The organism is Velazquezella soli, assembly GCF_977018685.1.
The window spans coordinates 2313938-2336487 of the sequence record NZ_CDRNXF010000004.1; the positions used below are offsets into that span (position 1 = coordinate 2313938).

19 protein-coding genes and 1 tRNA gene are annotated in these 22550 nt (G+C 59.6%); 4 read left to right on the top strand and 16 right to left on the bottom strand.

The features are described 5' to 3' along the window. Window positions 1-110: 110 nt before the first annotated feature. On the bottom strand, window positions 111-1283 hold the full coding sequence (locus AC0JZ8_RS14675; protein WP_471893380.1) for an efflux RND transporter periplasmic adaptor subunit: 1173 nt from the start codon (window positions 1281-1283) through the stop codon (window positions 111-113). A 72-nt stretch (window positions 1284-1355) separates the two neighbouring features. Next, on the bottom strand, window positions 1356-2150 hold the full coding sequence (locus tag AC0JZ8_RS14680; protein ID WP_471892813.1) for an alpha/beta hydrolase fold domain-containing protein: 795 nt from the start codon (window positions 2148-2150) through the stop codon (window positions 1356-1358). A 163-nt stretch (window positions 2151-2313) separates the two neighbouring features. On the opposite strand from AC0JZ8_RS14680, the gene AC0JZ8_RS14685 reads away from it, so the two are divergent. Further along, window positions 2314-3252 carry a LysR family transcriptional regulator gene (locus tag AC0JZ8_RS14685; RefSeq protein ID WP_471892814.1) on the top strand — a complete coding sequence of 313 codons (939 nt, stop codon included), beginning with the start codon at window positions 2314-2316 and terminating at the stop codon, window positions 3250-3252. 8 nt (window positions 3253-3260) lie between these two features. Here AC0JZ8_RS14685 and AC0JZ8_RS14690 read toward each other — a convergent pair whose 3' ends face one another. Next, a complete protein-coding gene (locus AC0JZ8_RS14690) occupies window positions 3261-4022 on the bottom strand; it encodes a BA14K family protein (RefSeq protein ID WP_430251855.1) in 762 nt (253 codons plus the stop codon). A 187-nt stretch (window positions 4023-4209) separates the two neighbouring features. Between AC0JZ8_RS14690 and AC0JZ8_RS14695 the strand changes: the two genes are divergently transcribed. Continuing rightward, the gene (locus AC0JZ8_RS14695; RefSeq protein WP_471892815.1) at window positions 4210-4494 is read left to right on the top strand and encodes a hypothetical protein; all 285 of its coding nucleotides are present in this window, start codon (window positions 4210-4212) and stop codon (window positions 4492-4494) included. A 37-nt stretch (window positions 4495-4531) separates the two neighbouring features. On the opposite strand, the gene AC0JZ8_RS14700 is transcribed toward AC0JZ8_RS14695, so the two are convergent. The 6 genes from AC0JZ8_RS14700 to AC0JZ8_RS14725 form a co-directional block, all read right to left on the bottom strand. Continuing rightward, window positions 4532-4607: transfer RNA gene (locus tag AC0JZ8_RS14700), tRNA-Lys, on the bottom strand. Between the two features lie 183 nt (window positions 4608-4790). Further along, on the bottom strand, window positions 4791-5705 hold the full coding sequence (locus AC0JZ8_RS14705; RefSeq protein ID WP_471892816.1) for a PhzF family phenazine biosynthesis protein: 915 nt from the start codon (window positions 5703-5705) through the stop codon (window positions 4791-4793). Between the two features lie 252 nt (window positions 5706-5957). Continuing rightward, entirely contained in the window at window positions 5958-7202 is a 1245-nt protein-coding gene (locus AC0JZ8_RS14710) for an aminotransferase-like domain-containing protein (protein ID WP_471892817.1), read from the bottom strand. 170 nt (window positions 7203-7372) lie between these two features. Next, window positions 7373-8647, bottom strand: coding sequence for a phosphopyruvate hydratase (eno, locus tag AC0JZ8_RS14715; RefSeq protein ID WP_113110927.1), 1275 nt, complete (start codon window positions 8645-8647; stop codon window positions 7373-7375). A 128-nt stretch (window positions 8648-8775) separates the two neighbouring features. Then, window positions 8776-9621, bottom strand: coding sequence for a 3-deoxy-8-phosphooctulonate synthase (gene kdsA / locus AC0JZ8_RS14720; protein WP_471892818.1), 846 nt, complete (start codon window positions 9619-9621; stop codon window positions 8776-8778). 4 nt (window positions 9622-9625) lie between these two features. Continuing rightward, entirely contained in the window at window positions 9626-10501 is an 876-nt protein-coding gene (locus AC0JZ8_RS14725; RefSeq protein WP_471892819.1) for a VOC family protein, read from the bottom strand. A gap of 192 nt (window positions 10502-10693) precedes the next feature. On the opposite strand from AC0JZ8_RS14725, the gene lexA reads away from it, so the two are divergent. Beyond that, window positions 10694-11413 (top strand): transcriptional repressor LexA, encoded by a 720-nt coding sequence (gene lexA, locus AC0JZ8_RS14730; protein ID WP_062457274.1) that lies wholly within the window; start codon window positions 10694-10696, stop codon window positions 11411-11413. Here lexA and AC0JZ8_RS14735 read toward each other — a convergent pair. Then, on the bottom strand, window positions 11394-13943 hold the full coding sequence (locus tag AC0JZ8_RS14735) for a ComEC/Rec2 family competence protein (protein WP_471892820.1): 2550 nt from the start codon (window positions 13941-13943) through the stop codon (window positions 11394-11396). The two genes, lexA and AC0JZ8_RS14735, sit on opposite strands and share 20 nt — an antisense overlap. Before the next feature lie 293 nt (window positions 13944-14236). Between AC0JZ8_RS14735 and gltA the strand changes: the two genes are divergently transcribed. Next, window positions 14237-15526 (top strand): citrate synthase, encoded by a 1290-nt coding sequence (gene gltA / locus AC0JZ8_RS14740; RefSeq protein ID WP_062457278.1) that lies wholly within the window; start codon window positions 14237-14239, stop codon window positions 15524-15526. A 35-nt stretch (window positions 15527-15561) separates the two neighbouring features. Here the strand turns inward: gltA and lpxB are convergent, their stop codons facing one another. From lpxB to bamA, 6 genes are read right to left on the bottom strand one after another with little or no spacing between them, the layout of a single operon-like run. Next, the gene (gene lpxB, locus AC0JZ8_RS14745; protein ID WP_471892821.1) at window positions 15562-16740 is read right to left on the bottom strand and encodes a lipid-A-disaccharide synthase; all 1179 of its coding nucleotides are present in this window, start codon (window positions 16738-16740) and stop codon (window positions 15562-15564) included. After that, window positions 16740-17627, bottom strand: coding sequence for an LpxI family protein (locus AC0JZ8_RS14750; protein ID WP_209900738.1), 888 nt, complete (start codon window positions 17625-17627; stop codon window positions 16740-16742). Before AC0JZ8_RS14750 ends, lpxB begins: the two co-directional genes overlap by 1 nt. Then, window positions 17627-18442, bottom strand: a complete 816-nt coding sequence (lpxA, locus tag AC0JZ8_RS14755) for an acyl-ACP--UDP-N-acetylglucosamine O-acyltransferase (protein ID WP_113110933.1) — start codon at window positions 18440-18442, stop codon at window positions 17627-17629. Before lpxA ends, AC0JZ8_RS14750 begins: the two co-directional genes overlap by 1 nt. Beyond that, window positions 18439-18903: a 3-hydroxyacyl-ACP dehydratase FabZ gene (gene fabZ, locus AC0JZ8_RS14760; RefSeq protein ID WP_062457291.1), complete on the bottom strand. Its 465-nt coding sequence runs from the start codon at window positions 18901-18903 to the stop codon at window positions 18439-18441. The genes lpxA and fabZ overlap by 4 nt, the downstream gene beginning before the upstream one ends. Beyond that, window positions 18893-19960 (bottom strand): UDP-3-O-(3-hydroxymyristoyl)glucosamine N-acyltransferase, encoded by a 1068-nt coding sequence (gene lpxD / locus AC0JZ8_RS14765; RefSeq protein ID WP_471892822.1) that lies wholly within the window; start codon window positions 19958-19960, stop codon window positions 18893-18895. The genes fabZ and lpxD overlap by 11 nt, the downstream gene beginning before the upstream one ends. Before the next feature lie 51 nt (window positions 19961-20011). Beyond that, window positions 20012-22375 carry an outer membrane protein assembly factor BamA gene (bamA, locus tag AC0JZ8_RS14770; RefSeq protein ID WP_062580420.1) on the bottom strand — a complete coding sequence of 788 codons (2364 nt, stop codon included), beginning with the start codon at window positions 22373-22375 and terminating at the stop codon, window positions 20012-20014. Window positions 22376-22550 lie beyond the last annotated feature (175 nt).

The following is a 22550-nucleotide window of genomic DNA, read 5'->3' on the forward strand; positions in this document are numbered from 1 at the left end:
CAGGCTCCCCTCTCGCGGCCTGTGCAGGCCGCGAGTGCTTACCGTGTCTCGCAATTGTAGTTGTGGTTGCGGCCCGCCCCTCCAGTTAGGGAGAAGCAGACCGCATCAAGTCACTTGGTGGCGACTTCGTCCTGCGGCGCCACGATCGCGCCCGGGCGGATGCGCTGTAGCCCGCTGACGACGACACGATCGCCGGCAGAAAGGCCCTTTTCGACGATCCGCTGACCATCGATCACCGATCCGAGCTGAACCTGCCGGTAGCCGACCTTGTCGCCCGCCTCGACAACCAGCACGAACTTCTTGTCCTGATCGGTCCCGATGGCCTTTTCGCTGACCAGAAGGCGATCTTCGGCCTTGGGTTCACCCATGCGGACCCGCACGAACTGACCGGGGATCAAGCGCCCGCCCGGATTGTCGAAGACGGCGCGGACGCGGATCGTGCCGCTTGCCGCGTTGACCTCGTTGTCGATCAGCTGCAGCTTGCCGCGGACAGGCGTCGTTGACGCGAGCGTGCTGGCCTCAACCGGAACGTCGCCAATCGCCGGCACGCCGTCCTTGACGTCGACCTGGGCCAGTGTGCGGGCCACCAGTTCTTCGGCTGCATCGAAGCTTGCATAGATCGGGCTGCTCGACACGAGCGTCGTCAGCACCGCCGAGGCAGAGCCTGCCGCCACGAGATTGCCGACGGTGACTTCAATGCGACCTGCACGCCCGGAGATCGGGGCACGAATCTGGGTATGATCCAGATTGATCTGCGCCGATTTCAGCGTTGCCCTTGCTGCTTGGACATTGGCAATCGCTTCGGCGCGGGCGCTCTGACGCTGCGAAAGATCGCTCTGCGAAATGGTGTTGCGCGAGGCGAGCGTCTTGCCCCGTTCGAGCTCGGTCTCGGCATAATCGAGCCTTGCCTGGGCGGATGCCATCTGTCCCTCCGCCTGAGCGACGGCTGCCTTGTAGGGCTCGGGATCGATCGAGACCAGAAGATCGCCTTCCTTTACGAGACCGCCTTCACGGAAATGCACGGACAGGATTGCGCCGGCCACCCTTGGGCGAACCTCGACGCGATCAACAGCTTCCAGACGGCCGGAAAACTCTTGCCAGGTGGTGACGTTCTTCGGCTGCACGGCGGCAACCGTGACCGGCACCGCCGGCTGAGCCGCCGCTTCCGCGGGCGCCGCATGGGCGCCTGTCGGCGTATCGATAGAGAGCGAAGCGCCTGCAATGAGCGCAGCAACACTTATTCCGGCGCCCCACGGGGCCCAGTTTTTGATCTTCAACATAATCATAATCTCCTGACGGTCCTGCCCCAGGGAGGAGGAGAAAACCGTTGTCAAACGCTAGAAATCGACGTCTGCTTATTCACTCAACGTTTCGACGAAGCCTTTGAACTCGGCGGATAGACCCGCCATCCAGTTCCCCTGCCCGCCCTTGTAGACACCCGTCCAGCCTGCGCCTTTCGGGAATATTTTCTGCCTGACCGAGACGCCCGAGGCTTCGAGCCGGTCCGCATAGTTGACAACCTCGTCATGCAGCGGATCGTCTTCCGAGCTCACGACCAGAGCCGGCGCAAGACCGGATAGCCGCGAACACAGACAGGGCGCAGCATAGGGATGCTGGAAACCGCAGGCCGAACGCAGATAATGGCTCCAACCGTCGGACCATTTCTCGCGCATGCCGATCTCGTCGGCTCGACGAAACGATTTCGAGGCCATCATCGGATCGATCATCGGCGACAGAAGGATCTGTCCCCGAAGCTCGCCCGGCAATTGGTCTCGCGCCTTCAAAGCCACACCCGCCGCCACGTTGCCGCCTGCCTCATCGCCCGCAACGAAAAGCGGGGAACGGGCGGACCCGAAGCGCTTGCGGTTGCTGCTGAGATAGGTCAGCGCCGCGAAGGCGCATTCCATTGCCTGCGGAAACAGGTTGCCCGAGGCGGCACCATAATCCGCCTCGACAACGATCGAACCCGCCTCCGAGAAGACTTTTCCGATCGGCACTTCACGGTCCCGCAGGCCACCTTGCTGGAATGCGGATCCGCGCAGATAGAGTAGAATCGGCGCGACTTTGGCTGCCGGCTGGCCTTCGTAACGGTGTATGGAAACGGGCAGGCCTGCCCATTCGATATCCGCGTTCTTGTTCCAGTCCGTCATCCAGTCCTCCTCGCTATGGAGCCAAAAAGCCACATTGGCGAAAGGCATCTTGCCGAATAACTTGACCCTGATATTATTGTTCCTGACAGAACTCACAAGTCGCTGATATCGGCAACACTGTTCCGGATAGGCGAATAATACAACTTTTCGAACGGGATCAACGATGGACCAGCTTTCCTCTATGCGCGTCTTCGTGCGCGTCGTCGAAACGGGCAATTTCACGCGTGCTGCCGCGACCCTCAATATTCCCAAGACCACGGCCACCAACATGGTCCAGGGTCTAGAGGCGCATCTGCGCACGAAGCTCCTCAACCGCACGACACGTCGGGTCATGGTCACGACCGATGGAGCACTCTACTACGAGCGCGCCGTACAGATCCTGTCGGAACTTGAAGAACTCGACGGCACGATGTCGAAATCGCAGAACCAGCCCACGGGCCGACTGCGTGTCGAGATGGCAGGGGCGTTCGCCGACCTCGTCGTAATCCCCAATTTGTGCGAATTCTACCAGCGCTACCCGCAGATCCAGCTGGATATCGGGGTGGGCGACCGGCTGGTCGATTACATTGCTGAAAATGTCGACTGTGCTCTTCGAGGCGGCACGCCCAAGGACCAGTCGCTGATTGCGCGCAAAGTCGGCGAGCTTCGCATGCGCAATTACCTATCCCCGAACTATCTTGAGCGATTCGGTATGCCGACCCATCCGCGAGATCTGGAGACCGACCATTTCTCTGTCGGTTACCTCAACGCGACGGCCGGCCGGATCATGACCTTCGACTTTTGCAAAGAGGACGAGACGCTGGAGATCATGCCGCGTTACGTCGTCTCGGTGAATGATGCGCGCTCCTACGTCAACGCGGCGGTCGCGGGTCTCGGGATCGCACAGGCAGCGCGGTTCATGGTCCAGGAGCACGTGAAGAGGGGCGAACTCATCGAGATCTTCGCCGAATGGGAGTGCGAACCGCTGCCGCTATACATCGTCTACCCGCAAACCCGGCACCTTTCCAACAAGGTCCGGGTCTTCGTGGATTGGCTCGCCAAACTGGTTCAAGGCTTGAAGGAAGACGAACAGCCGAAGGTCACATTGCTGAAAACGGGCTGAGTTAGGTCTCATCCGTAGGGGGACTGACACGTGCGGCGCATGCCGCCGTAGGACGTGTAGCTGTTGTCGTTGGCGCGGTATGAACGATATCGCGACAGGCACCACTCCTCGTGCGCCGGGTTCCCCATGGATGTTGCGTCGTATGAGGCGTTTTGCGGCGAAGACGAGCGGTCAGTTTCACGCACAAGACGGCCGTCTTGACCACGCCCGATCATCGTGCTCGTGGCGCTGACCTGCTGAACCAGCCCCTGCTCTTCGATGCCGGTGTCTTCGTTGCCAGAAACAATGTTGTCCTGACCATGCGACATGGCGACCGGTGACTGGCAAGCCCGACGCTGGCCACCCCTGTAAGGCTGGTAGGTGTTGTCCTCGAGCCTGTAGGAACGGTAGCGCGCGAAGCACCAGTCGGCATGCGCCTGGTTAACCGATGCATCGGACACAGGATCTACCGACGCCTGGTCTGCCTCATCCAAGGAAGCCGTCTGGACGCCGTCCACCGCATCCGTCGCCTGGTCCTGGGCAGCTACGGGCTGCCCCTGCGCATCCGACGCCGGCAAATCGATCTTTGCGGTCACAGCAGCAATCCGCTCGTAACGCTGATCGCCGCTGCTCACGACCACGGGTGTCGAGGTCCAGAGATCAGGATGGTCAACGTTGGAAAAGCGATGAGGCGCCGGCTCGGCAATGAGATAGGCCGTAGCCGCAACGCCACTCAAGAAGACCGTGACGGCCAAGACAAGCCCGCTCAGAAGTAGAAGGATCGCTTTCACGACGAGGATGCTCCGCAGATTTTCAACATGCGGACAAAATGCATGCGCGCGCAGAGGGTTCCGAACGAATTGCAACCTCGCCCGAGACAAATGCAAGGTGGTACAAAAAAGCCGACATTTGCTCGGCAGGAAGCCCCAGATTGCACTATTCAGATTGTGATAGACTATCATACGGAAGGAGATTCCGATGAGAACCCTGATCGCTGCCTTGGCGCTCACGCTCGCCGCCTTACCCGCTGAAGCACAGCAATTTCGCAATACCGAAATCCAGCCGGATGGGACGGGCGGATATTACGGCACCTATGGAAACGAGAATTTCGAGGTAACGCCACGAGGCGATGGCGTCTCGGGACATATGGGTGGACGCAGACCCGGTGTCATCGAGGAACGGCCCTCACCACGCCCCGGAAGCGTCGGCGCGACGCAGCGAAACTGCGTCGTCGACGGTAACGGAAACGCCATCTGCCGGTGAAACCGGCATTTGAACATTTCGATGTAAAGGATTGATTTGGTGGGTGATGTAGGGCTCGAACCTACGACCCGCTGATTAAGAGTCAGCTGCTCTACCAACTGAGCTAATCACCCGTAACCGGTTTGGCGAAGCGTCGTTTCCGCCGGTGTGAGGGCCGTATAAAGAGGAAGTTTGGGCTTGTCCAGCACCTCCCGCGAAATTTGTTGGATCAGCAGCTTCTTTTTTGCGCGAGCGAACTGCCTTTGCGAGGATATCCGGACTTATGGTAACAAAATCAACGGGTTGAAAAATATCGCCTAGATTTCGATAACGCCTTCGGCAAGTCGGATCGCTTGTCCGCCGATCCGGGCTTTTGCAATGGCCCCTTCCTGCACATCGATATGGAGATGGATAAAGGACGGACGTCCCATCTCGACGCCTTGCTCGATAAGAAGGGGGTGATGCCCATCCGGCAGGCCGTCGAAATGATGGATCGCGCCGGACAATGCCGCTACCGCCCCACCCGTGGCTGGGTCTTCAGCGATGCCCATATCCGGCGAGAACATTCGGGCATGAAATTTCGCCTGATGATGAACGCCGCCGCGGCAATAGACATAGGCCGAAGCGAGCGCACCCTCGACGAAGGGAGCGACCTTCTCCCAAAGCGGCGCATCGAATTCCATGTCCTGGACAGTTGCGAGATTGTGCAGCGGGATCATCAGGAAGGGCACACCGGCGCTCCAGATCGACGCGACGTGGTTTTCGAACCCGATATCCGTCAGCTCGACGCCGAGCGCGTCCGCGATGCCCTGACGGTTCAGGGCGAGGTCGATCCGCTGCGACTTCTTTGGCAGATCGAACTCGGCGAACCCCACCTCCCCCTGGCGCAGACGCACGGCGCACCGAACCGGACCGACCGCCTCTTCAAGGACACAGACCAGATCGAGATCGCTGTCGCGCCCGTGGGTGCGCTCGGCAAGGGCGATGGCCGTCCCGACCGTCGGATGTCCCGCGAACGGGAGCTCCCGGCCCGGTGTGAAGATTCGCAGCTTTGCTGAATGGGTAGTGTTTGTCGACGTCTGGACGAACACCGTCTCCGAGAGGTTCATCTCCTTGGCAATGGCCTGCATTGCGCCATCGTCGAGACCGTCTGCATCGAAGATGACCGCAAGCGGGTTGCCGGAAAGCTTAGCGTCGGTGAAAACGTCATAGATGCTATAGGGACGCGCCAATGCAAACTCCTCCTCATATACCGGGCGCAAAACTGCCCGACGGCGTCCCGTGGCGCAACCCCTGATCAACGTCACCGCCTGGTGATTTGATTGGCGTCGTTTACGGTCGGACGTGCTGGGCGCCTCGGAGAAGGCCGCGTCGGCACGATAGGCGGCGCCCCAAGCCGAGCGTCACCTGCAGGTGAACAGGTCGCCAACAGTATGTGAGAAAGGCGAGCCATCGCTGGTTCGCCTTTCTCAGTACACCGATATTCAGATGATCGGGAGCGCTTCGTGCTCGCGGGTCTCGGCATTGCCGATCAGTCTTCCGAGCCGCTTGATACCCTCGTCGATCATCTCGTCGTTGGCGCAGGAGAAGCTGATGCGCAGCGTGTTGGCGTTGCTGCCGTCGGCGTAGAACGCCTTGCCGGGCACGAAGGCGACCTTTTCGGTTGCCAGCGACTTCGCCAGAAGCTCGGCACCGTCCATGCCCTCCGGCAGCGTCAGCCACACGAACATACCGCCTTCGGGCTTTGTCCATGTCGTTCCCTTCGGCATGTATTTCGCGAGTGCCGCCAGCATGGAATCGCGGCGACCGCTATAGACCCGCTTGATCTTGGCAACCTGTTCATCGAAACCGCGCGAAGCGACATGCTCGACGGCGATCTGGTTGATCGTCGACGAATGCAGATCGGCCGCCTGTTTCAACAACACCAGTTTGCGGATGACCGGCATCGCTCCGATGACGAAGCCGACGCGCAGGCCAGGTGCCAGCGTCTTGGAAAAGCTGCCGCTGTAGATCGTGCGGGTCTTTTCGATACCGCCGCTGCGGGCGATGTCGAGCGCAAGGATCGGCGAAACCGGTTCGCCGTCGAAGCGCAGGTTCTGGTATGCGGCATCTTCGAGAATCGCAATGTCGAGTTCGTCGGCGAGTGCCAGAAGCCTTTCACGGCCTGCAAGATCAATCGTCTCGCCGGTCGGATTGGAGAAGTCGGCGGACAGATAGGCAAACTTCACGGAGCCACCGGCTTTCGACGCCGTCTCGCGATAGGCTTCCGGCGTGCGGTTGCCGTTGACCGAGAGCTGATCGTAGGTCGGCTCATAGGCATTGAATGCCGAGAGCGCACCGAGATAGGTCGGCCATGTGACGAGCGCCGTATCGTTGGGCGACAGGAACAGCTTGCCGAGATAATCGAGCGCCTGCTGGGATCCTGACGTGATGAAGACGTTGTCGGCGGTACAGTCGATGCCGATCTTGGCGACATCGGCAACGATCCAGTCACGCAGCGGCTTGTAGCCTTCGCTGACCGAATACTGCAGCGCCGAGTTCACCTGAGCGCCGGAGAAGATATCCGCATAGGCCTTCTGGAATTCCTCGGCCGGAAACAATGCCGGATCCGGAATGCCGCCGGCGAAGGAAATGATATCCGGCTGCTCCAGAAGCTTCAGCAGTTCGCGGATTTCGGACGCTTTCATGCGGCTGGAGCGTGTCGCGAAAATATGGTCCCAATCAAGCACGGGCGTTTCCTTTTATTTCAATATTCTTGGCTTTGGTTTACATAAGTTTCGACAGGTCAACAATGCTGACCTATCGGTTTTTGGTACGGTGCGATCACGAATTGTAAAACGCAAAAGCCCGCGCAGATGGCGCGGGCTCTCGGATAGTCTGCCTCAGTCGACCGGAATGATCAGGCCTTGAGGATCGAGCGGCCCGCGTAGGCGGCCTGCGGCCCAAGCATTTCCTCGATACGGATCAGCTGGTTGTACTTGGCCAGACGATCAGAGCGCGACAGCGAACCGGTCTTGATCTGTCCGCAGTTGGTGGCGACGGCGAGATCCGCAATCGTCGAGTCTTCCGTCTCACCCGAACGGTGGGACATGACGGCCGTGTAGCTCGCCTTATGCGCTGTTTCGACAGCATCGAGCGTCTCGGTGAGCGATCCGATCTGGTTGACCTTGACGAGGATCGAGTTGGCTGTGCCCTGGCGGATACCATCGCGCAGACGGGCCGAGTTGGTCACGAACAGATCGTCGCCGACCAGTTGCACCTTGGAGCCAATCTTGTCAGTCAGATACTTCCAGCCGGTCCAGTCGTCTTCCGACATGCCGTCTTCGATCGAGATGATCGGGTACTTGCCGGCAAGTTCTGCCAGGTAATCGGCCATTGCTTCCGGCTCGAGCGAACGGCCTTCGCCTTCCAGCTCATACTTGCCGTTCTTGAAGAACTCGGTGGCTGCGCAATCAAGCGCCAGGTGAACGTCGTCGCCCGGCCGGTAGCCAGCCTTTTCGACCGACTTCATGATGAAATCGAGCGCTTCCGGAGCGCTCTTCAGGCCCGGTGCGAAACCGCCTTCGTCGCCGACATTGGTGTTGTGACCCTGCGCTGCCAGTTCCTTCTTGAGGACGTGGAAGATTTCCGCGCCCATGCGCACGGCATCCTTCAGCGTCTCGGCGCCGACAGGCATGATCATGAATTCCTGGAAATCGATCGGGTTGTCTGCGTGAGCGCCGCCGTTGATGATGTTCATCATCGGGACCGGAAGAAGATGGGCGGAGGCGCCGCCGATATAGCGATAGAGCGGCAGGCCGGACGATTCGGCTGCGGCCTTGGCAACGGCAAGCGAGACGCCGAGAATGGCGTTTGCACCCAGGCGCGACTTGTTCGGGGTGCCGTCGAGCGCGATCAGGGTCTTGTCGATGTGGATCTGGCTTTCGGCATCGAAGCCGCCGATCGCGTCGAAGATCTCGGTGTTGACGGCTTCGACAGCCTTTTCGACGCCCTTGCCACCATAGCGCTTGCCACCATCGCGAAGTTCGACGGCTTCATGCGCACCCGTGGAGGCACCGGACGGAACGGCGGCGCGGCCCATCGAGCCGTCTTCCAGATAAACATCCACCTCGACGGTCGGATTGCCACGGCTGTCCAGAATTTCGCGAGCGATGATGTCGGTAATGGCGGTCAAGGGTCTCTCCTCGGTTAATGTGCGAGCCTGAATTCGCAGGCTCAGCGAACAGGCGTGTCATCGACATTGTGCGATCGTCGATGACACGCGGATTACAATCCAGTCAATTCGGCGGTTTTTCGACGCCGTCAGCCTTTTGCGATGGCGTCGAAGGCCAGCAGCTTTTCCAGAAGGCGCGGCATGTCCTTCAGGTGGACCATGTTCGGACCGTCGGACGGTGCGTTGTCAGGGTCTTCGTGGGTTTCGATAAAGACGCCAGCAACGCCGACGGCGACGGCTGCCCGCGCCAGCGTTTCGACAAATTCGCGCTGGCCGCCGGAAGAACCGCCCTGGCCGCCGGGCTGCTGCACGGAATGGGTTGCGTCAAAAATAACGGGGCTTCCGAGAGCCGCCATGATCGGCAGCGAGCGCATGTCGGAGACAAGCGTGTTGTAGCCGAACGAGGCACCGCGCTCGCACAGCATCACATTGGGATTGCCGCTTTCGAGGAACTTCGCCTGGACGTTCTTCATGTCCCAGGGTGCCAGGAACTGGCCCTTCTTCACGTTGATCGCGCAACCCGTCTTTGCGGCCGCGACGAGCAAGTCCGTCTGGCGCGACAGGAAGGCGGGGATCTGCAGGATATCGATCGTATCCGCCACGAGAGCGCATTGCTCTTCAGTGTGAATGTCGGTCAGAACGGGAAAGCCGAATTCCGTCTTCAGATCGGCAAAGATCGCCATCGCGTTGTCCAAGCCGATGCCGCGCTTGCCGGAGATCGACGTGCGGTTGGCCTTGTCGAAGGAGGATTTGTAGACGAGGCCGATGCCGAGTTTCTTGCAGAGTTCGACAAGCGTGCCGGCGATCATGAAAGCATGATCACGGCTTTCCATCTGGCAGGGACCGGCAATCAGCGAGAGCTTTGCCGTGTTTGAGAAAACGACTTTCGAACTCCCCTCGCCCACGGACACTTCAGAATTGGCGGAGACTGTCATTTCACTATTCCTCGAAACCGAAAACCACACCTTGCCCCGGGGCTGCCGACACGATCACGCGGCCATCCCTGCGGATGAATGCGACGTCATTAGCAGCAAGGGTGATCTCTGTCACGGCGAGATCGGTGGTCTTGAAGATGATCCCGCGCGCAGCGAGGCGCGACGATAACAAGGGCTTCATCGAAGACCGGAACTCGTCGCTGAACGTGTCGTTGGATTGAATGCGGATGCCGGCATTGGCAGCTGCGATCCACAGACCGTCTTTCCCTTGCTCGGGTTGCGTCTCGAACACGGTTTCGAAAAGCGGCAGAAACTCCAGCGGGTCATCTGCAGAAAATACGATCTCTCGAAGGCCTGTAACGGCGTTTGCGTGCTCATCAAGACCACCGCGATCTGCCGGTAATGCGGCCATTCGCTGGCAGGAAAACAGCAAGATGTCATCGACCTCGGGGACTGCCGCGAACGCCAGACGGAATGAGACTTCGCTCTCCCCACCATCGGGCAACTGCATCGGGCGGGAGAATTGAAGCATCTCGCCCGCAGACATGTGCCCGTCCACAAAACGGATATGATCGGCCGCTGCATCCTGCGTCCCGACGACCACCGCCGATAGACCTTCCCTTTTCCGCTGGCCGCGGAAGCGGATGTCGCGATCGGTGAACACGTTGCCTCGTTTTGCCGCAAGCGAGGCTTGCCGACGGTTCACAATGGCCAGCGGCTCGAGATACGAGCCATCCGCGAAGAATATGCAGGCATTGGCTGTGCCGAAAGGGTGAACACCTTCAGGTGCCACAGTAAAGCCGAGAGCGGTCAACCTCCCCCGCGCTGACGCCAGATCTGCAACGGGCAGAACCAAATGATCGACTGACTTGTTACCCACTTACACCCCCAAAGTCTTATTCCGCAGAACATTGGCTATCGCGGGAAACTCGGCAAGTGCTGCGCACGAACTGAATACGTGATCGAACGCTGAAATGAGACTATTCTTGAGCAAAAATTTGGGGCTTGCGGAACACAGATAGAACATATAGCGTCCGTTCTGCATTTGTTTCCAATTCTGAGGGTCCCATCCATGCTGACACGCAAGCAACAGGAGTTACTTCTGTTCATCCACGAGCGGATGAAAGAATCAGGCGTGCCGCCGTCGTTTGACGAAATGAAGGACGCTCTCGACCTTGCATCGAAGTCCGGCATCCATAGGCTGATCACCGCGCTCGAGGAGCGTGGCTTTATTCGCCGTCTGCCGAACAGAGCACGCGCGCTCGAAGTGATCAAGCTGCCTGACGCCTATGTGGCGAACCTTCATCCGCGACGGGGTTTTTCTCCCAGTGTCATCGAGGGAAGCCTTGGCAAAACGCAACCGGTCGTCGCTCAGAAGCCGGCGCCGGTCATGGCGGACAATCCGTTCTCGACAAACATCCCGGTCATGGGTCGAATCGCTGCCGGCGTGCCGATCTCCGCGATCCAGAACAACACCCATGACATCGCCGTTCCGATCGAGATGCTGGGTTCCGGCGATCATTACGCGCTCGAAGTGAAGGGCGATTCGATGATCGATGCTGGCATCCTCGATGGCGATACCGTCATCATCAAGAATACCAGCACCGCAAGTCCAGGCGATATCATCGTTGCCCTGGTCGATGAGGAAGAAGCGACCCTGAAGCGGTTTCGCCGCAAGGGTGCCTCGATCGCACTGGAAGCGGCAAACCCCGCTTACGAGACCCGCATCTTCCCGCCCGACCGGGTGAAGGTCCAGGGCAAGCTTGTCGGCCTTATTCGCCGCTATCATTGAGAACGCTGTCATCCCGGAGATGCGCAGCAACAGCCTCCGGGATGCCAAAGTCGAATTGTCGCGTTTGCCAGTCATAGAACCGGTGGACGCTCCACGGACGGCTTGAGGTCTGTGCGCTGTCTCGCATCGCCGCCGTAATCTTGATGTCTGGCGCTGTCGCGTTCGGAATAATGGTGATTTCCAGTGCGCCAGTCCGGCGCAACGTCCGCCCGCTGAGAAGCAAGGCGCCGGAGCGGCAAGTATCGAAGCGTGCGCCGGGCGAGACGATGATCCGACCGAAATCGCAGGCAAGACCGGTGTATCGGTTGTCTTCGACAGTGACGATCCGGATGTCCTGAGCAGTCTGCACCGCGCACAGGATTTTCGGCAGACAGGCAAATCGTCCGGGCGTGAATGCTTGAAGAAAGCCCCTGACATATTCGATTTCCCGGCCCGTCAAATCCGGTCGCGAATGTGGTCTAGGGCGTTTGTCATCGCTTTTCGCAAGGCTGGCACCTCCCGCTGGTTCCGAAGAGGCAAGAACCGGCAAGGCGAGCGGTTGTTCTCCGGTCTCAAGCACCAGCGCTCGCCGCCATTGATCGAAGATAAATCCCGGCGGTCGGGTTCGATTGAGGGTGATCTTGTCGTCCTTGATCACGCCGACCGATGCGCCGTCTTCGGATATGACGATATCAGGCCTCGGCGCCGAGCCTGAGCGGACCGCAAAGACCAAAGCCACCGCCATGAACAGCGCGCCTTTCAGCCTCATCTGCGTGCGCAGCAGCGTCAGAAGCAGAAAGCCTGCCGTCGCCAGCGGCAGGAAAAGCGGGTTCTGCCGGCCGATGGCAATATCGCCGCCCCATGCGGCGACGATCTCGGCAATGCGAATGACGATCCGCAACCCCTCGCCCATGATGAACAGAAAGGGAGCATCCAGCCCGAACGGCATCAGCAACATGCCAACAAGCCCTGCCGGCATCACCACGAAGGAAATGATCGGCATGGCCGCGAGATTGGCCGCGACGCCGTAGGTGGTCAGATGGTGGAAATGCTCGATCGAATAGATCGACGTCGAAGTACTGCCGATCAGCGACGTCACCACGATCCCGGCAATGAAATGGAACGTCGCCGCGACACCCGTTATCCACCGGTTGCTACCTTTTGTATCCTCCTTACCTTTCGCGAAATATCGCGTCCAGAGGGCGAACCCTGCCACCAGTGCCGCGGTTGCCGCAAACGACATCTGGAAACTCGGACCCAAAATCTCCGACGGCGAGATGGCGAGGATAATGATTGCCGAAAGGGCGACGTTGCGAAGGCTGATGGAGGGTCGATCGACGAGCACGGCGACCAGCATCACCGCCATCATGATATAGGCCCGCTCGGCGGAAACCCCGAACCCGGAAATCAGGTAATAGGCGGTCGCCATGACAAGCGCACCGAACGCGGCAAACTTCTTGATCGGATAGGCCTGCGCAAAGCCTGGAAACAGCGACAGGACGGAGCGGACGCCGACGAAGAAGATACCGGCTGCCAGCGCCATGTTCAGGCCTGAGATCGCGACGATATGGGCCAGCCCGGACAGACGAAGCGCCTCGGTCGTCTCACGGGAAATTGCACGGCGCTCGTCGGTCACGATTGCGGCAGCAAAAGCGCCCGCATCCCCCTTGACCGTATCGCGGATGCGATTGCCGATTGCGCTGCGAAGCGCAAAAAGCCCTCGCTGCATGTCCGACCATAACCCGGGTTGGTCATCGATCGCCGGTTGTACGCTAGGCGCGCCGTAAAAGAAGCCAACGGCCCCGATTTGATCGAAGTAGGAGGAGAAGGCGAAATCGTTCAATCCGGGAAGCGCCGGGCCAGAGGGTGGCGACAGACGGGCACGGCCGGAAACGCGCTCTCCGATGTCTGCAGGTTCGTGTTGGCTTCTGGCAAGAAGCGACACCCGCTGCGGGGGACGAGCGAGCGTGGGCTCAGATGTCTGCTCGATCCTCACGATATAGCGCCAGCGGCGCTGTGCATCCGCTTCGCGTCGTTCGACAATCCCGCTGATGGTCGTCGTGACGGGCGAATCGAGCACGACCGTCGAACACCGCCAGGTTTCGAGCGCTGCCAGCGCAGAACCGGAGAGAAGCATGCAGAGTACAAGGTTGGCACGAGACAGCGGATGCGCGCGATACCGTGTCAGCCCTGCGGTCACCATCGAGATCGCAAGCATGGTTGCGAGAATGAATGGCGATGGCGTCCAAGGAAGTGCGAACCAGATCGCAGCGCCGGCACCCAGCAAGACAGGCAGGAAGAGGAACCCATGACCGTGGGAAACCTCCTCGCTCAACGACGTGCACAGCCATTTGGAAACGGGCCGGTCTCTGACCACGTATACCCTGAAAACATCCTCGGAATGATGGTCGTTTCGACCATCATTCCGGACTTCCGCGGGCATTGTCTGCGATGCCGATTCGGGCATCCAGAGTGCGATTGCGTGGGGTGTCGAAGCAAGCATCACCGGCTTGCTGCTGGCTGCCTCAAAAATCGCTCCGCCATTCGCCATGATGGTTTATCCCGCCGGCTCCGCTGCAGAGACGGTGATTGATAAACGCAACCTGCGCGTTTATATTCTCCTCGTCAACACATTCGCCAAGCTGCGGTTTTCCTTCACGTTACGGCCTCTTACACCATGAGGTTGGGCATCTTTTAAACGTGGCCTGCCTAAATTATTTTCGCGCTGCACAAAATGTCGCAGGAGCGCTTGGCATCACCTTTAGGATCATATAGCTAACTTGCGACGCTTAACTCTTATGGCGCTTTCTGGGCGCCATGCCGCCAACAGGTTGGAGGATCAGAATGACGGAACAAAGCGCAAATCTCGTACTTGGTGATAAGACAGTCGACCTCTCGGTGCGATCGGGCACCATTGGGCCGGATGTTATCGATATCGCAGCCCTGTACAAGCAAACCGGTGCCTTCACCTACGACCCCGGCTTCACGTCGACTGCATCCTGTGAATCCAAGATCACCTATATCGACGGCGACAAGGGTGTTCTCCTGCACCGCGGCTACCCGATCGAGCAGCTTGCTGAACAGGGTGACTTTCTGGAAACCTGCTATCTGCTTCTCTACGGAGAACTGCCGACGGCTGCCCAGAAGAAGGACTTCGATCATCGCGTAACCATGCACACCATGGTTCACGAGCAGATGAGCCGCTTCTTCACCGGCTTCCGCCGCGATGCGCATCCTATGGCCGTCATGTGCGGTTGCGTGGGCGCTCTCTCGGCCTTCTATCACGATTCCACCGACATCACCGATCCGCACCAGCGGATGGTTGCGTCGCTGCGCATGATCGCCAAGATGCCGACGCTCGCCGCCATGGCGTACAAGTACCATATCGGCCAGCCCTTCGTGTATCCGCAGAACGACCTGGATTACGCCTCCAACTTCCTGCGCATGTGCTTTGCCGTGCCGTGCGAAGAATACAAGGTCAACCCGGTCCTGTCGCGCGCCATGGATCGCATCTTCATCCTGCACGCGGATCACGAACAGAACGCGTCGACCTCCACGGTTCGCCTCGCAGGTTCCTCGGGTGCAAACCCGTTCGCCTGTATCGCTGCCGGCATTGCCTGCCTCTGGGGCCCCGCTCATGGCGGCGCCAACGAAGCAGCGCTCAACATGCTGACCGAGATCGGGACTGTCGACAAGATTCCGGAATACATCGCCCGTGCCAAGGACAAGAACGATCCGTTCCGTCTGATGGGCTTTGGTCACCGCGTCTACAAGAACTACGATCCGCGCGCCAAGATCATGCAGAAGACCACGCATGAAGTGCTGGCGGAACTCGGTCACAAGGACGATCCGCTTCTGCAGGTCGCCATGGAACTCGAGAAGATTGCTCTGACGGACCCCTACTTCATCGAGAAGAAGCTGTACCCGAACATCGACTTCTATTCGGGCATCACCTTGAAGGCGATGGGCTTCCCCACGACGATGTTCACCGTTCTGTTCGCGCTTGCGCGTACCGTCGGCTGGATCGCCCAGTGGGCCGAAATGATCGAAGATCCGCAGCAGCGTATCGGTCGTCCGCGCCAGCTCTATACCGGCGAAGCGCAGCGTGACTACACGCCCGTTTCGAAGCGCTAGGCGCTGAATTAGGCTTTGCGAAAAGAAAAACCCGTTCAGCGATGAACGGGTTTTTTGTTGTCCAACAGTTCAAGTACCGCACCTGCTGCGGCCTCTCCAGGCGGAACAGGGACGTCCAGTCTCTGCCAGGCAAGTGCGAAACCGTCGAGCATCGCACGGCGCTCCGGCGTGTCGGCGGACAGACGTTCCGCCCAGCGGCTGAGGCTTCCGGGTCGCACGACCTCGTTGACATATTCGGGAACGACCGGGTAGTCGGCGATCAGGTTCGGAAGTGCGCCGGTCCAGATCTTGATGCGGCCGGCCAGAAGCTTGATCAGCCAGTCCGTTTTGTAAGCCGAGACAACAGGAACCGTCGCAAGCCCCAGTTCCAGGATAACCGTCCCTGAAGCCGCCAGCGCCACGTCCGCCTCTGCGAAGGCAGCCCATTTTCCGGCTGTATCCGCGGTAATCTCGACATGAACCGGCAGATCTGCGGCCATCTTACGCACCAGTTCTTCCCGGCGCGGTACCGTCGGAAGCAGGAACCGGGTCTCACCATTGCGATCCGCAAACTCGCGCGCAGCCTCGCCGAACACGGGTAGGAGTGCCTTGATTTCGGCTGACCGGGAGCCCGGAAGCAAGAGGATCGTCTTCTTGTCGGCGGAGGTCTTGACCGGCCTCTCGGCGCGAGCAGCACGGACCCTCAGGAGATCCGCATCATTGGTCAGCCGGTGACCGACGAACACTGTCTTCGGACCCTCCAGCCTCCGCATCGCTTCCGGCTCGAACGGAAGGACGGCAAGAACGAGGTCGACATAGGAGAGCATCGCCTTGGCACGATATTCCTTCCAGGCCCAGACGCTCGGGCAGACATAATCAACGATCGGCAGATCCGGCAGTGCCGCCCTCACCTTTCTTGCCACTCGGTGGGTAAAGTCAGGGCTATCGACGATGACAAGCACATCGGGCTTTGCGGCGACGATCGCAGCCGCCGTCTGGTTGATGCGACGGATCAGGTTGGGAAGACGCGCGAGCACCTGGGTGATGCCCATGATCGACAATTCGGAGAAATCGAACAGCGACTGAAGGCCTTGGGCCGACAGTGCATCACCGCCCACCCCGATCAGTTCGACGGGACCGCCGTAGGACGCCTTCAGTGCTGCGATGAGGTCTGCCCCTAAGAGATCGCCCGACACTTCGCCGGCGATGATCGCAACCTTCAAACCTTGGTTCATCACAATCCTCTCGACGGAAGGGCCTGATCGATGCCGCAGACGAAAATGCCGTGGGCATCAGCAGCTTTGATCAGCTTTGCTTCTTCCAGCACCAGCGCCCTGCCCGCTTCCACGGCAATGCCCGCCAGCCCGGCCGCGACGGCATGTTCGACGGTGGATGGCCCGATGGTGGGCAGGTCCGCGCGCATATCCTGGTGGAGCTTGCAGAGCTTGACGAGCACGCCCTTGCGGCGCGTGGAGATACGCCCCTCGGCGCGCAGTTCGGCAACGCGCTGCATCATCCGGTCGGTTCCCTCGACACCTTCGAGTGCCACAACGCGGCCGCCGACGCTGACAGCGCCCTGGCCAATATCGAGATTGCCGAGTGCGCTCGCAGCCTCGACACCGCGTTCGATGTCACGCAGATCGTCACCGCCTGGAGACACTTGGCCAAGCGGACCGACCTTCGCCAGCAGGCCCGGCGCGATGTCGTGGGCACCCAGAACTTCGCAACCCATGGCCTCGATCAACTTGATAACCATCTGCAGCACTGCGTCATCGCCGGCTGATAGCAGTGTGCGCACGACGGAGGGCAATTTGATCAGGGTCTTGAAGGTTGGATGGATGTCGCGCCATTCGGGGCGCCTTGCGACGCCGCCCGACATCACGACGCGACGGATGCCTCTTTCGCGAAAACTCTTCTCGATCCCTGAAAGATCGCCGACGCCGAGCGACACATGGTCGAACCCGTCAAAGCGATGATCCGCCTCATCCTTCAGCTGGATGATGAACGGATCTTCGCCTGCAACACGTGCGGCATCCGCCAGGTAGGCTGGCAAAAAGCCTTTACCGGCGATAATCGCCAGCCGGCCCTCTCGCGCTTGGCCAGGGGCGCCGGCCGCGACCATCAGCCCTTCCTGCGGAAAGGCGATGAGATCGCGCGGTCACTATCGGCTGTGATGAAATCGATGATTTCCATGGCCTCCGGGCAATCGGCAAACTCGTCGCGGATCGCTGCGGCATTGGCGCGAACATTTGCCTCGCCTTCGAAGATCTTCTTGAATGCGCGACGAACGATATGGATCGTTGCGCGATCAATGCCGGCGCGGGTCATGCCGACGACGTTCAGGCCACCCAGAAGACCGGGATTGCCGTTCAGCATGCCGAACGGAATGACGTCGTAGTTGACGGCGGAAAGTCCACCGATGAAGGCTTGCCGACCGATGCGGGTAAACTGGTGAACGGCGCAGCCACCGCCCAGGATCGCACGATCGGCGACCTGCACGTGACCAGCCAGCATCACGTTGTTGGACATGATGATATGGCTGCCGAGCTGGCAATCATGCGCGACGTGCGAATTTGCAAGGAAGAGGCAATTGTCACCAACGACCGTCTTGCCACCACCGCCCGTCGTACCGGTGTTCATCGTCACGCCTTCGCGCATCGTGCAGTTGTCGCCAATGGTCAGGCTCGAATCCTCACCAGCTTCGTGAAGGCTCTGCGACACACCACCGATGACCGCCATCGGGAAGATCCGACATCCCTTGCCGATCTCGGTATTGCCACTGACGACCGCATGCGAAATGAGCTCGACATTGTCCTTCAGCACCACGCGCGGGCCGACATGGGAGAACGGTCCAACGACGACGTTCTCGCCAATCACGGCGCCATCCTCGACCACGGCCGAAGGGTGGATGCGCGCGCTGGCCGAGATCATGCTCATTCGCTTTCCTTGCGCATCATGGCGCCGATATCGGCTTCCGCAACCAGCTGACCATCGACCTTGGCGTCACAATGGAACTTCCAGATGTTGCCACGCTGCTTCTGCTTCACGACATGAAATTCCACGCGGTCACCCGGCACGACCGGCTTGCGGAAACGCGCGTTGTCGATCGTCATGAAGTAGACGAGATTGCCGGCCCCACCCTGCTTGCGCGCACAGATCGCGCCGGCAGTCTGTGCCATACCCTCGACGAGAAGAACGCCCGGCATAATCGGCTGCTCGGGAAAATGACCGGTGAAATGCGGCTCGTTTGCCGTCACGTTCTTGATGCCAACGGCCGAGCTGTCGCCATCGATCTCGATGATCTTGTCGACCAGGAGAAACGGGTAGCGATGCGGCAGAAGGCGCATGATTTCCTGAATGTCGGCCGCGCCGAGCTCCGGCTTGGTCTCATCCGTCATTTTTCTTATCTCCTCGGCGTTTCGCCCGGTCATCGGAACGCGACATGATCTCCGCCATGTCTCTCAAAAAGTCTTTTATCGGCCGCGCCGGAATTCCGCCATAGGTCTGCCCGGCCGGGATATCGGCGACCACGCCGCTCATTGCAGCGATCTGCACGCCATCACCGATCGAGATGTGACCGTTAACGCCGCTCGCACCACCGATCATCACGCCATTGCCGATACGGGTCGATCCGGCAATGCCGACGCCCGACACGATACCGCAATGGCGACCGATGCGGACGTTATGGCCAACCTGAACCTGATTGTCGATCTTGGTGCCCTCGCCGATCACAGTGTCATCCATCGTGCCGCGGTCGATCGTCGTATTGGCGCCAACCTCGACATGATCCTGGATGATGACGCGACCGACCTGCACGATCTTGAGCATGCCTTTCGGGCCGGGCGCATAGCCGAAGCCGTCCTGACCGATCCGGGCGCCATTGTGGATGATGACGTTGTTGCCGATCAGTGCCGACAGCACGCTGGCGCCCGAGGCAATCGTGCAGTCGCGGCCGATCTTCACGTCAGCACCGATCACGGCGCCGGCAGCAATCCGTGTGCCGCTGCCGATTTCGACACGCGCACCGATCACCGCCATGGGCTCGATCTCGACACCAGCCTCGAGCCTCGCCGTCGGATCGACAAAGGCCGCCGGAGAAATGCCGGACTGCGATGTTACCGGTGATGGACGAAGCGCTATGGGATGCAGAAGCGCGCCGGCCTCTGCGAAAGCCGTATGCGGCTTCTTCGTCGCAAGCACCGGAATGTGATCTGGAATGATGGATTTCAGGCCCGGATCGCAAAGGATTGCCGACGCTTCGCAGGTCTCGAGATCGGCGCTGCTTTTCCTGGAGAGGATGTAGCAGATATCGCCTTTGCGCGCACGCGCGACGGGCGAGACAGACCGTACCAGTTCGTCACCGGCACGCTCGTCAAGCAGTTCAACCCCAAGATGGGCGGCCAGCTCGCGCAGGCTCACGCCATCATGAGGCGGGAAAAATTCGTTATGGTCCATGAACCCTGAGCTCCAGAACAGGTTTCCGGCCGCTTTCGCGGCCGGAGACGATCAGAACTGGTTCGCCATGCTGAAGCGGAACTGCTGCTTCTCGTCGAAGTCTTCCTTGACGACCGGCTCGGCGTAATCGACGCGCAGGTTGCCGAAAGGCGAAGCCCACATGACACCAACGCCGACCGAGGCGCGGATCGACATGTCGGTGCCGTTGACCTTGTCACCGAAAGTCTTGGTTTCATTGCCGAACAGCGAACCGGCGTCAGCAAAGACAGCGGCACGGAAACCGACATCTTCCGGGATGAGCGGCATCGGCATCGTCATTTCAGCCGAGGCATTGAAGTAGCTTGTGCCACCGAGAGCATCGCCGTGGTCGTCCGTGCGCGGACCGATACCGTCGTTCTTGAAGCCACGGATCTGACGACCGCCGATCGTGAACTGATCGAAGACGTTCAGATCATCACCGGTCTTGAACACATGACCACCACCGACGGCAATCGAACCAACCAGATCGGCTTCGGTCGAAAGAAGGTGGAAGTAACGGGCGCGGGCTGTGACCTTGTAGAAGTCGGAGTCGCCACCGAGGCCGGCATATTCATGCGTGAAGGATGCAAACAGACCTTCACGTGGAAGCGTCTGGCTGTCCAGCGAGTTGTAGACAAGCGACTGCGACACTGACGACTGCGTATACTTGCCTTCGTCGATCAGGTTCGCGTAGGTCTGCGACACCTTGTCATCAAGCGTAAACGGCAGGCCGTCACCACCAAAAGCACCGTCTTCTTCGTACTTGATCGTCTTGTAGGTGTAGCGGAACGTCGTCGCCAGCTCTTCAGTGATCGGCGCCGTTACGCGCAGGGTGATGCCCTGTTCGCTATAGTCGTAGTAATCGTTCGAAGAGGTCGTGCTCTTGAAGATGTCGAAGCCTGCAGCAAGACGGTAACCGAGGAAGTAAGGCTCGGTGAACGAGATGCTGTAGCTGCGCGCGTCGTCCGTACCGGCACCTGCCGCAACGCGGATGTACTGGCCACGACCGAGGAAGTTCTTTTCTTCGATGGATGCTTCGAGAAGGAAGCCGTCACCGCCAGCAGCGTAACCTGCACCGATACCGAACGAACCGGTTGGCTGATCTTCGACGTCCACGATCACGACGACACGGTCGGCAGAGCTGCCCTGCTGCGTCGTCACGTTGACGGTGGTGAAGTAGCCAAGCGCCTCAAGACGCTTCTTGGCGCGGGCAATCATCCCCTGATTGAACGCATCGCCTTCGGAGAAGTCGAACTCGCGGCGAATAACATAGTCGCGGGTGCGGGTGTTGCCGCGAACCTCGATACGCTCGACATAGGCGCGCTCGCCCTGGTCGACCATGTAGGAGACGCCGATCGTGTGGTTTTCAAAGTTGCGATCGCCGCGTGGCGTGACACGCGCAAACGGATAGCCGGCAGACGAGACGCGCTTCGAAATCGCATCCATCGTCTTCTGGATTTCACGGGCATCGTAGGTGCTGCCGGAATTGGTCTCGACGAGACCCTCCAGGTCCTGACCGGAGATGCCTTCTACCGTCGATTCAACGGCAATGTTGCCGTACTGGTAGCGAGCACCTTCCTCAACCGTGAAGGTGATGTTGTACTGGTTAGTCGACTCATCAAGAACCGCCTGCGACGACACGACCCGGAAATCCGGATAGCCGTGATTGTAGTAGAACTGGCGGAGCGTGTCTTCGTCGGCGCGCAGCTTGTCTTCGCTGTAGACATCCTTGCGGGTCAGGAAAGACAGAGGACCGGATTCTTTGGTGATGATCGTCGACTTCAGACGACCGTCGCCATAGGCCTGGTTTCCAACAAAGGTGATGTTGGCAATCTTGGTGCGGTCACCTTCGTTGATGACGAAGGCAAGGTTGACGCGGCCCTGGCCGACATCGGCGGTCTGCGTCGTGACTTCAACGTCGCTACGACCAATCGCGCGATACGATTCGCGGATGCGCTCGATGTCGGCGTTGATCATGGACTGGTTGTAAGGGCCAAGTGGCTGCGTCTGAACGGCGCCAGCGAGCTTGTCGTCCTTGATCTTGCGGTTGCCGTTGAAGACGACCTGGTTGATCAGCTTGTTTTCGCTGACGGTAACGACAAGCGCGCTACCGGAAACGCTGATGCGGACATCGGAGAAAAATCCGGTCGCATAGAGACGCTTCACAGACTCGTCGATGTCGCTCGCGGCGAATGCAACGCCGGGACGGATTGTAAGGTTCGAACGGACAGCTTCTTCGCCGGCGCGCTGAGCGCCGCGGACCTGTACGCTACGAATGGTAGCTGCCTCGGCAGCGGGAGCAGAGGCAAGCACCAGCACACCGGCGCCCGACGCAACAACACTAGCAGACAGCGCAACCGCCGACACTGCGTTCAAGAACTTTGAACCAGCCTTCATTTTCACTTCTTACCTTTTCCCGTTGTCCCTTGGCGGGTGAACCCGACTCCGGCCACGTGTGTCGTTTTACCTGCTTTTGCCCTACAAGCAAGATATCGCGTTAATTTCTATTTACTTCCTTTCGATGCGTGGCCATATCGCCACGCACCACATGCAAACATGGTAAATAAAGGGT

What these genes read in the sequence shown, in the direction of transcription:
- AC0JZ8_RS14680 (WP_471892813.1), bottom strand. Translation starts at nt 2,150, where the DNA reads ATGACGGACTGGAACAAGAACGCGGATATCGAATGGGCAGGCCTGCCC.
- AC0JZ8_RS14685 (WP_471892814.1), top strand. Translation starts at nt 2,314, where the DNA reads ATGGACCAGCTTTCCTCTATGCGCGTCTTCGTGCGCGTCGTCGAAACG.
- AC0JZ8_RS14695 (WP_471892815.1), top strand. Translation starts at nt 4,210, where the DNA reads ATGAGAACCCTGATCGCTGCCTTGGCGCTCACGCTCGCCGCCTTACCC.
- kdsA (WP_471892818.1), bottom strand. Translation starts at nt 9,621, where the DNA reads ATGACAGTCTCCGCCAATTCTGAAGTGTCCGTGGGCGAGGGGAGTTCG.
- lexA (WP_062457274.1), top strand. Translation starts at nt 10,694, where the DNA reads ATGCTGACACGCAAGCAACAGGAGTTACTTCTGTTCATCCACGAGCGG.
- AC0JZ8_RS14735 (WP_471892820.1), bottom strand. Translation starts at nt 13,943, where the DNA reads ATGGCGAATGGCGGAGCGATTTTTGAGGCAGCCAGCAGCAAGCCGGTG.
- gltA (WP_062457278.1), top strand. Translation starts at nt 14,237, where the DNA reads ATGACGGAACAAAGCGCAAATCTCGTACTTGGTGATAAGACAGTCGAC.
- lpxB (WP_471892821.1), bottom strand. Translation starts at nt 16,740, where the DNA reads ATGAACCAAGGTTTGAAGGTTGCGATCATCGCCGGCGAAGTGTCGGGC.
- AC0JZ8_RS14750 (WP_209900738.1), bottom strand. Translation starts at nt 17,627, where the DNA reads ATGGTCGCGGCCGGCGCCCCTGGCCAAGCGCGAGAGGGCCGGCTGGCG.
- lpxA (WP_113110933.1), bottom strand. Translation starts at nt 18,442, where the DNA reads ATGAGCATGATCTCGGCCAGCGCGCGCATCCACCCTTCGGCCGTGGTC.
- fabZ (WP_062457291.1), bottom strand. Translation starts at nt 18,903, where the DNA reads ATGACGGATGAGACCAAGCCGGAGCTCGGCGCGGCCGACATTCAGGAA.
- lpxD (WP_471892822.1), bottom strand. Translation starts at nt 19,960, where the DNA reads ATGGACCATAACGAATTTTTCCCGCCTCATGATGGCGTGAGCCTGCGC.
- bamA (WP_062580420.1), bottom strand. Translation starts at nt 22,375, where the DNA reads ATGAAGGCTGGTTCAAAGTTCTTGAACGCAGTGTCGGCGGTTGCGCTG.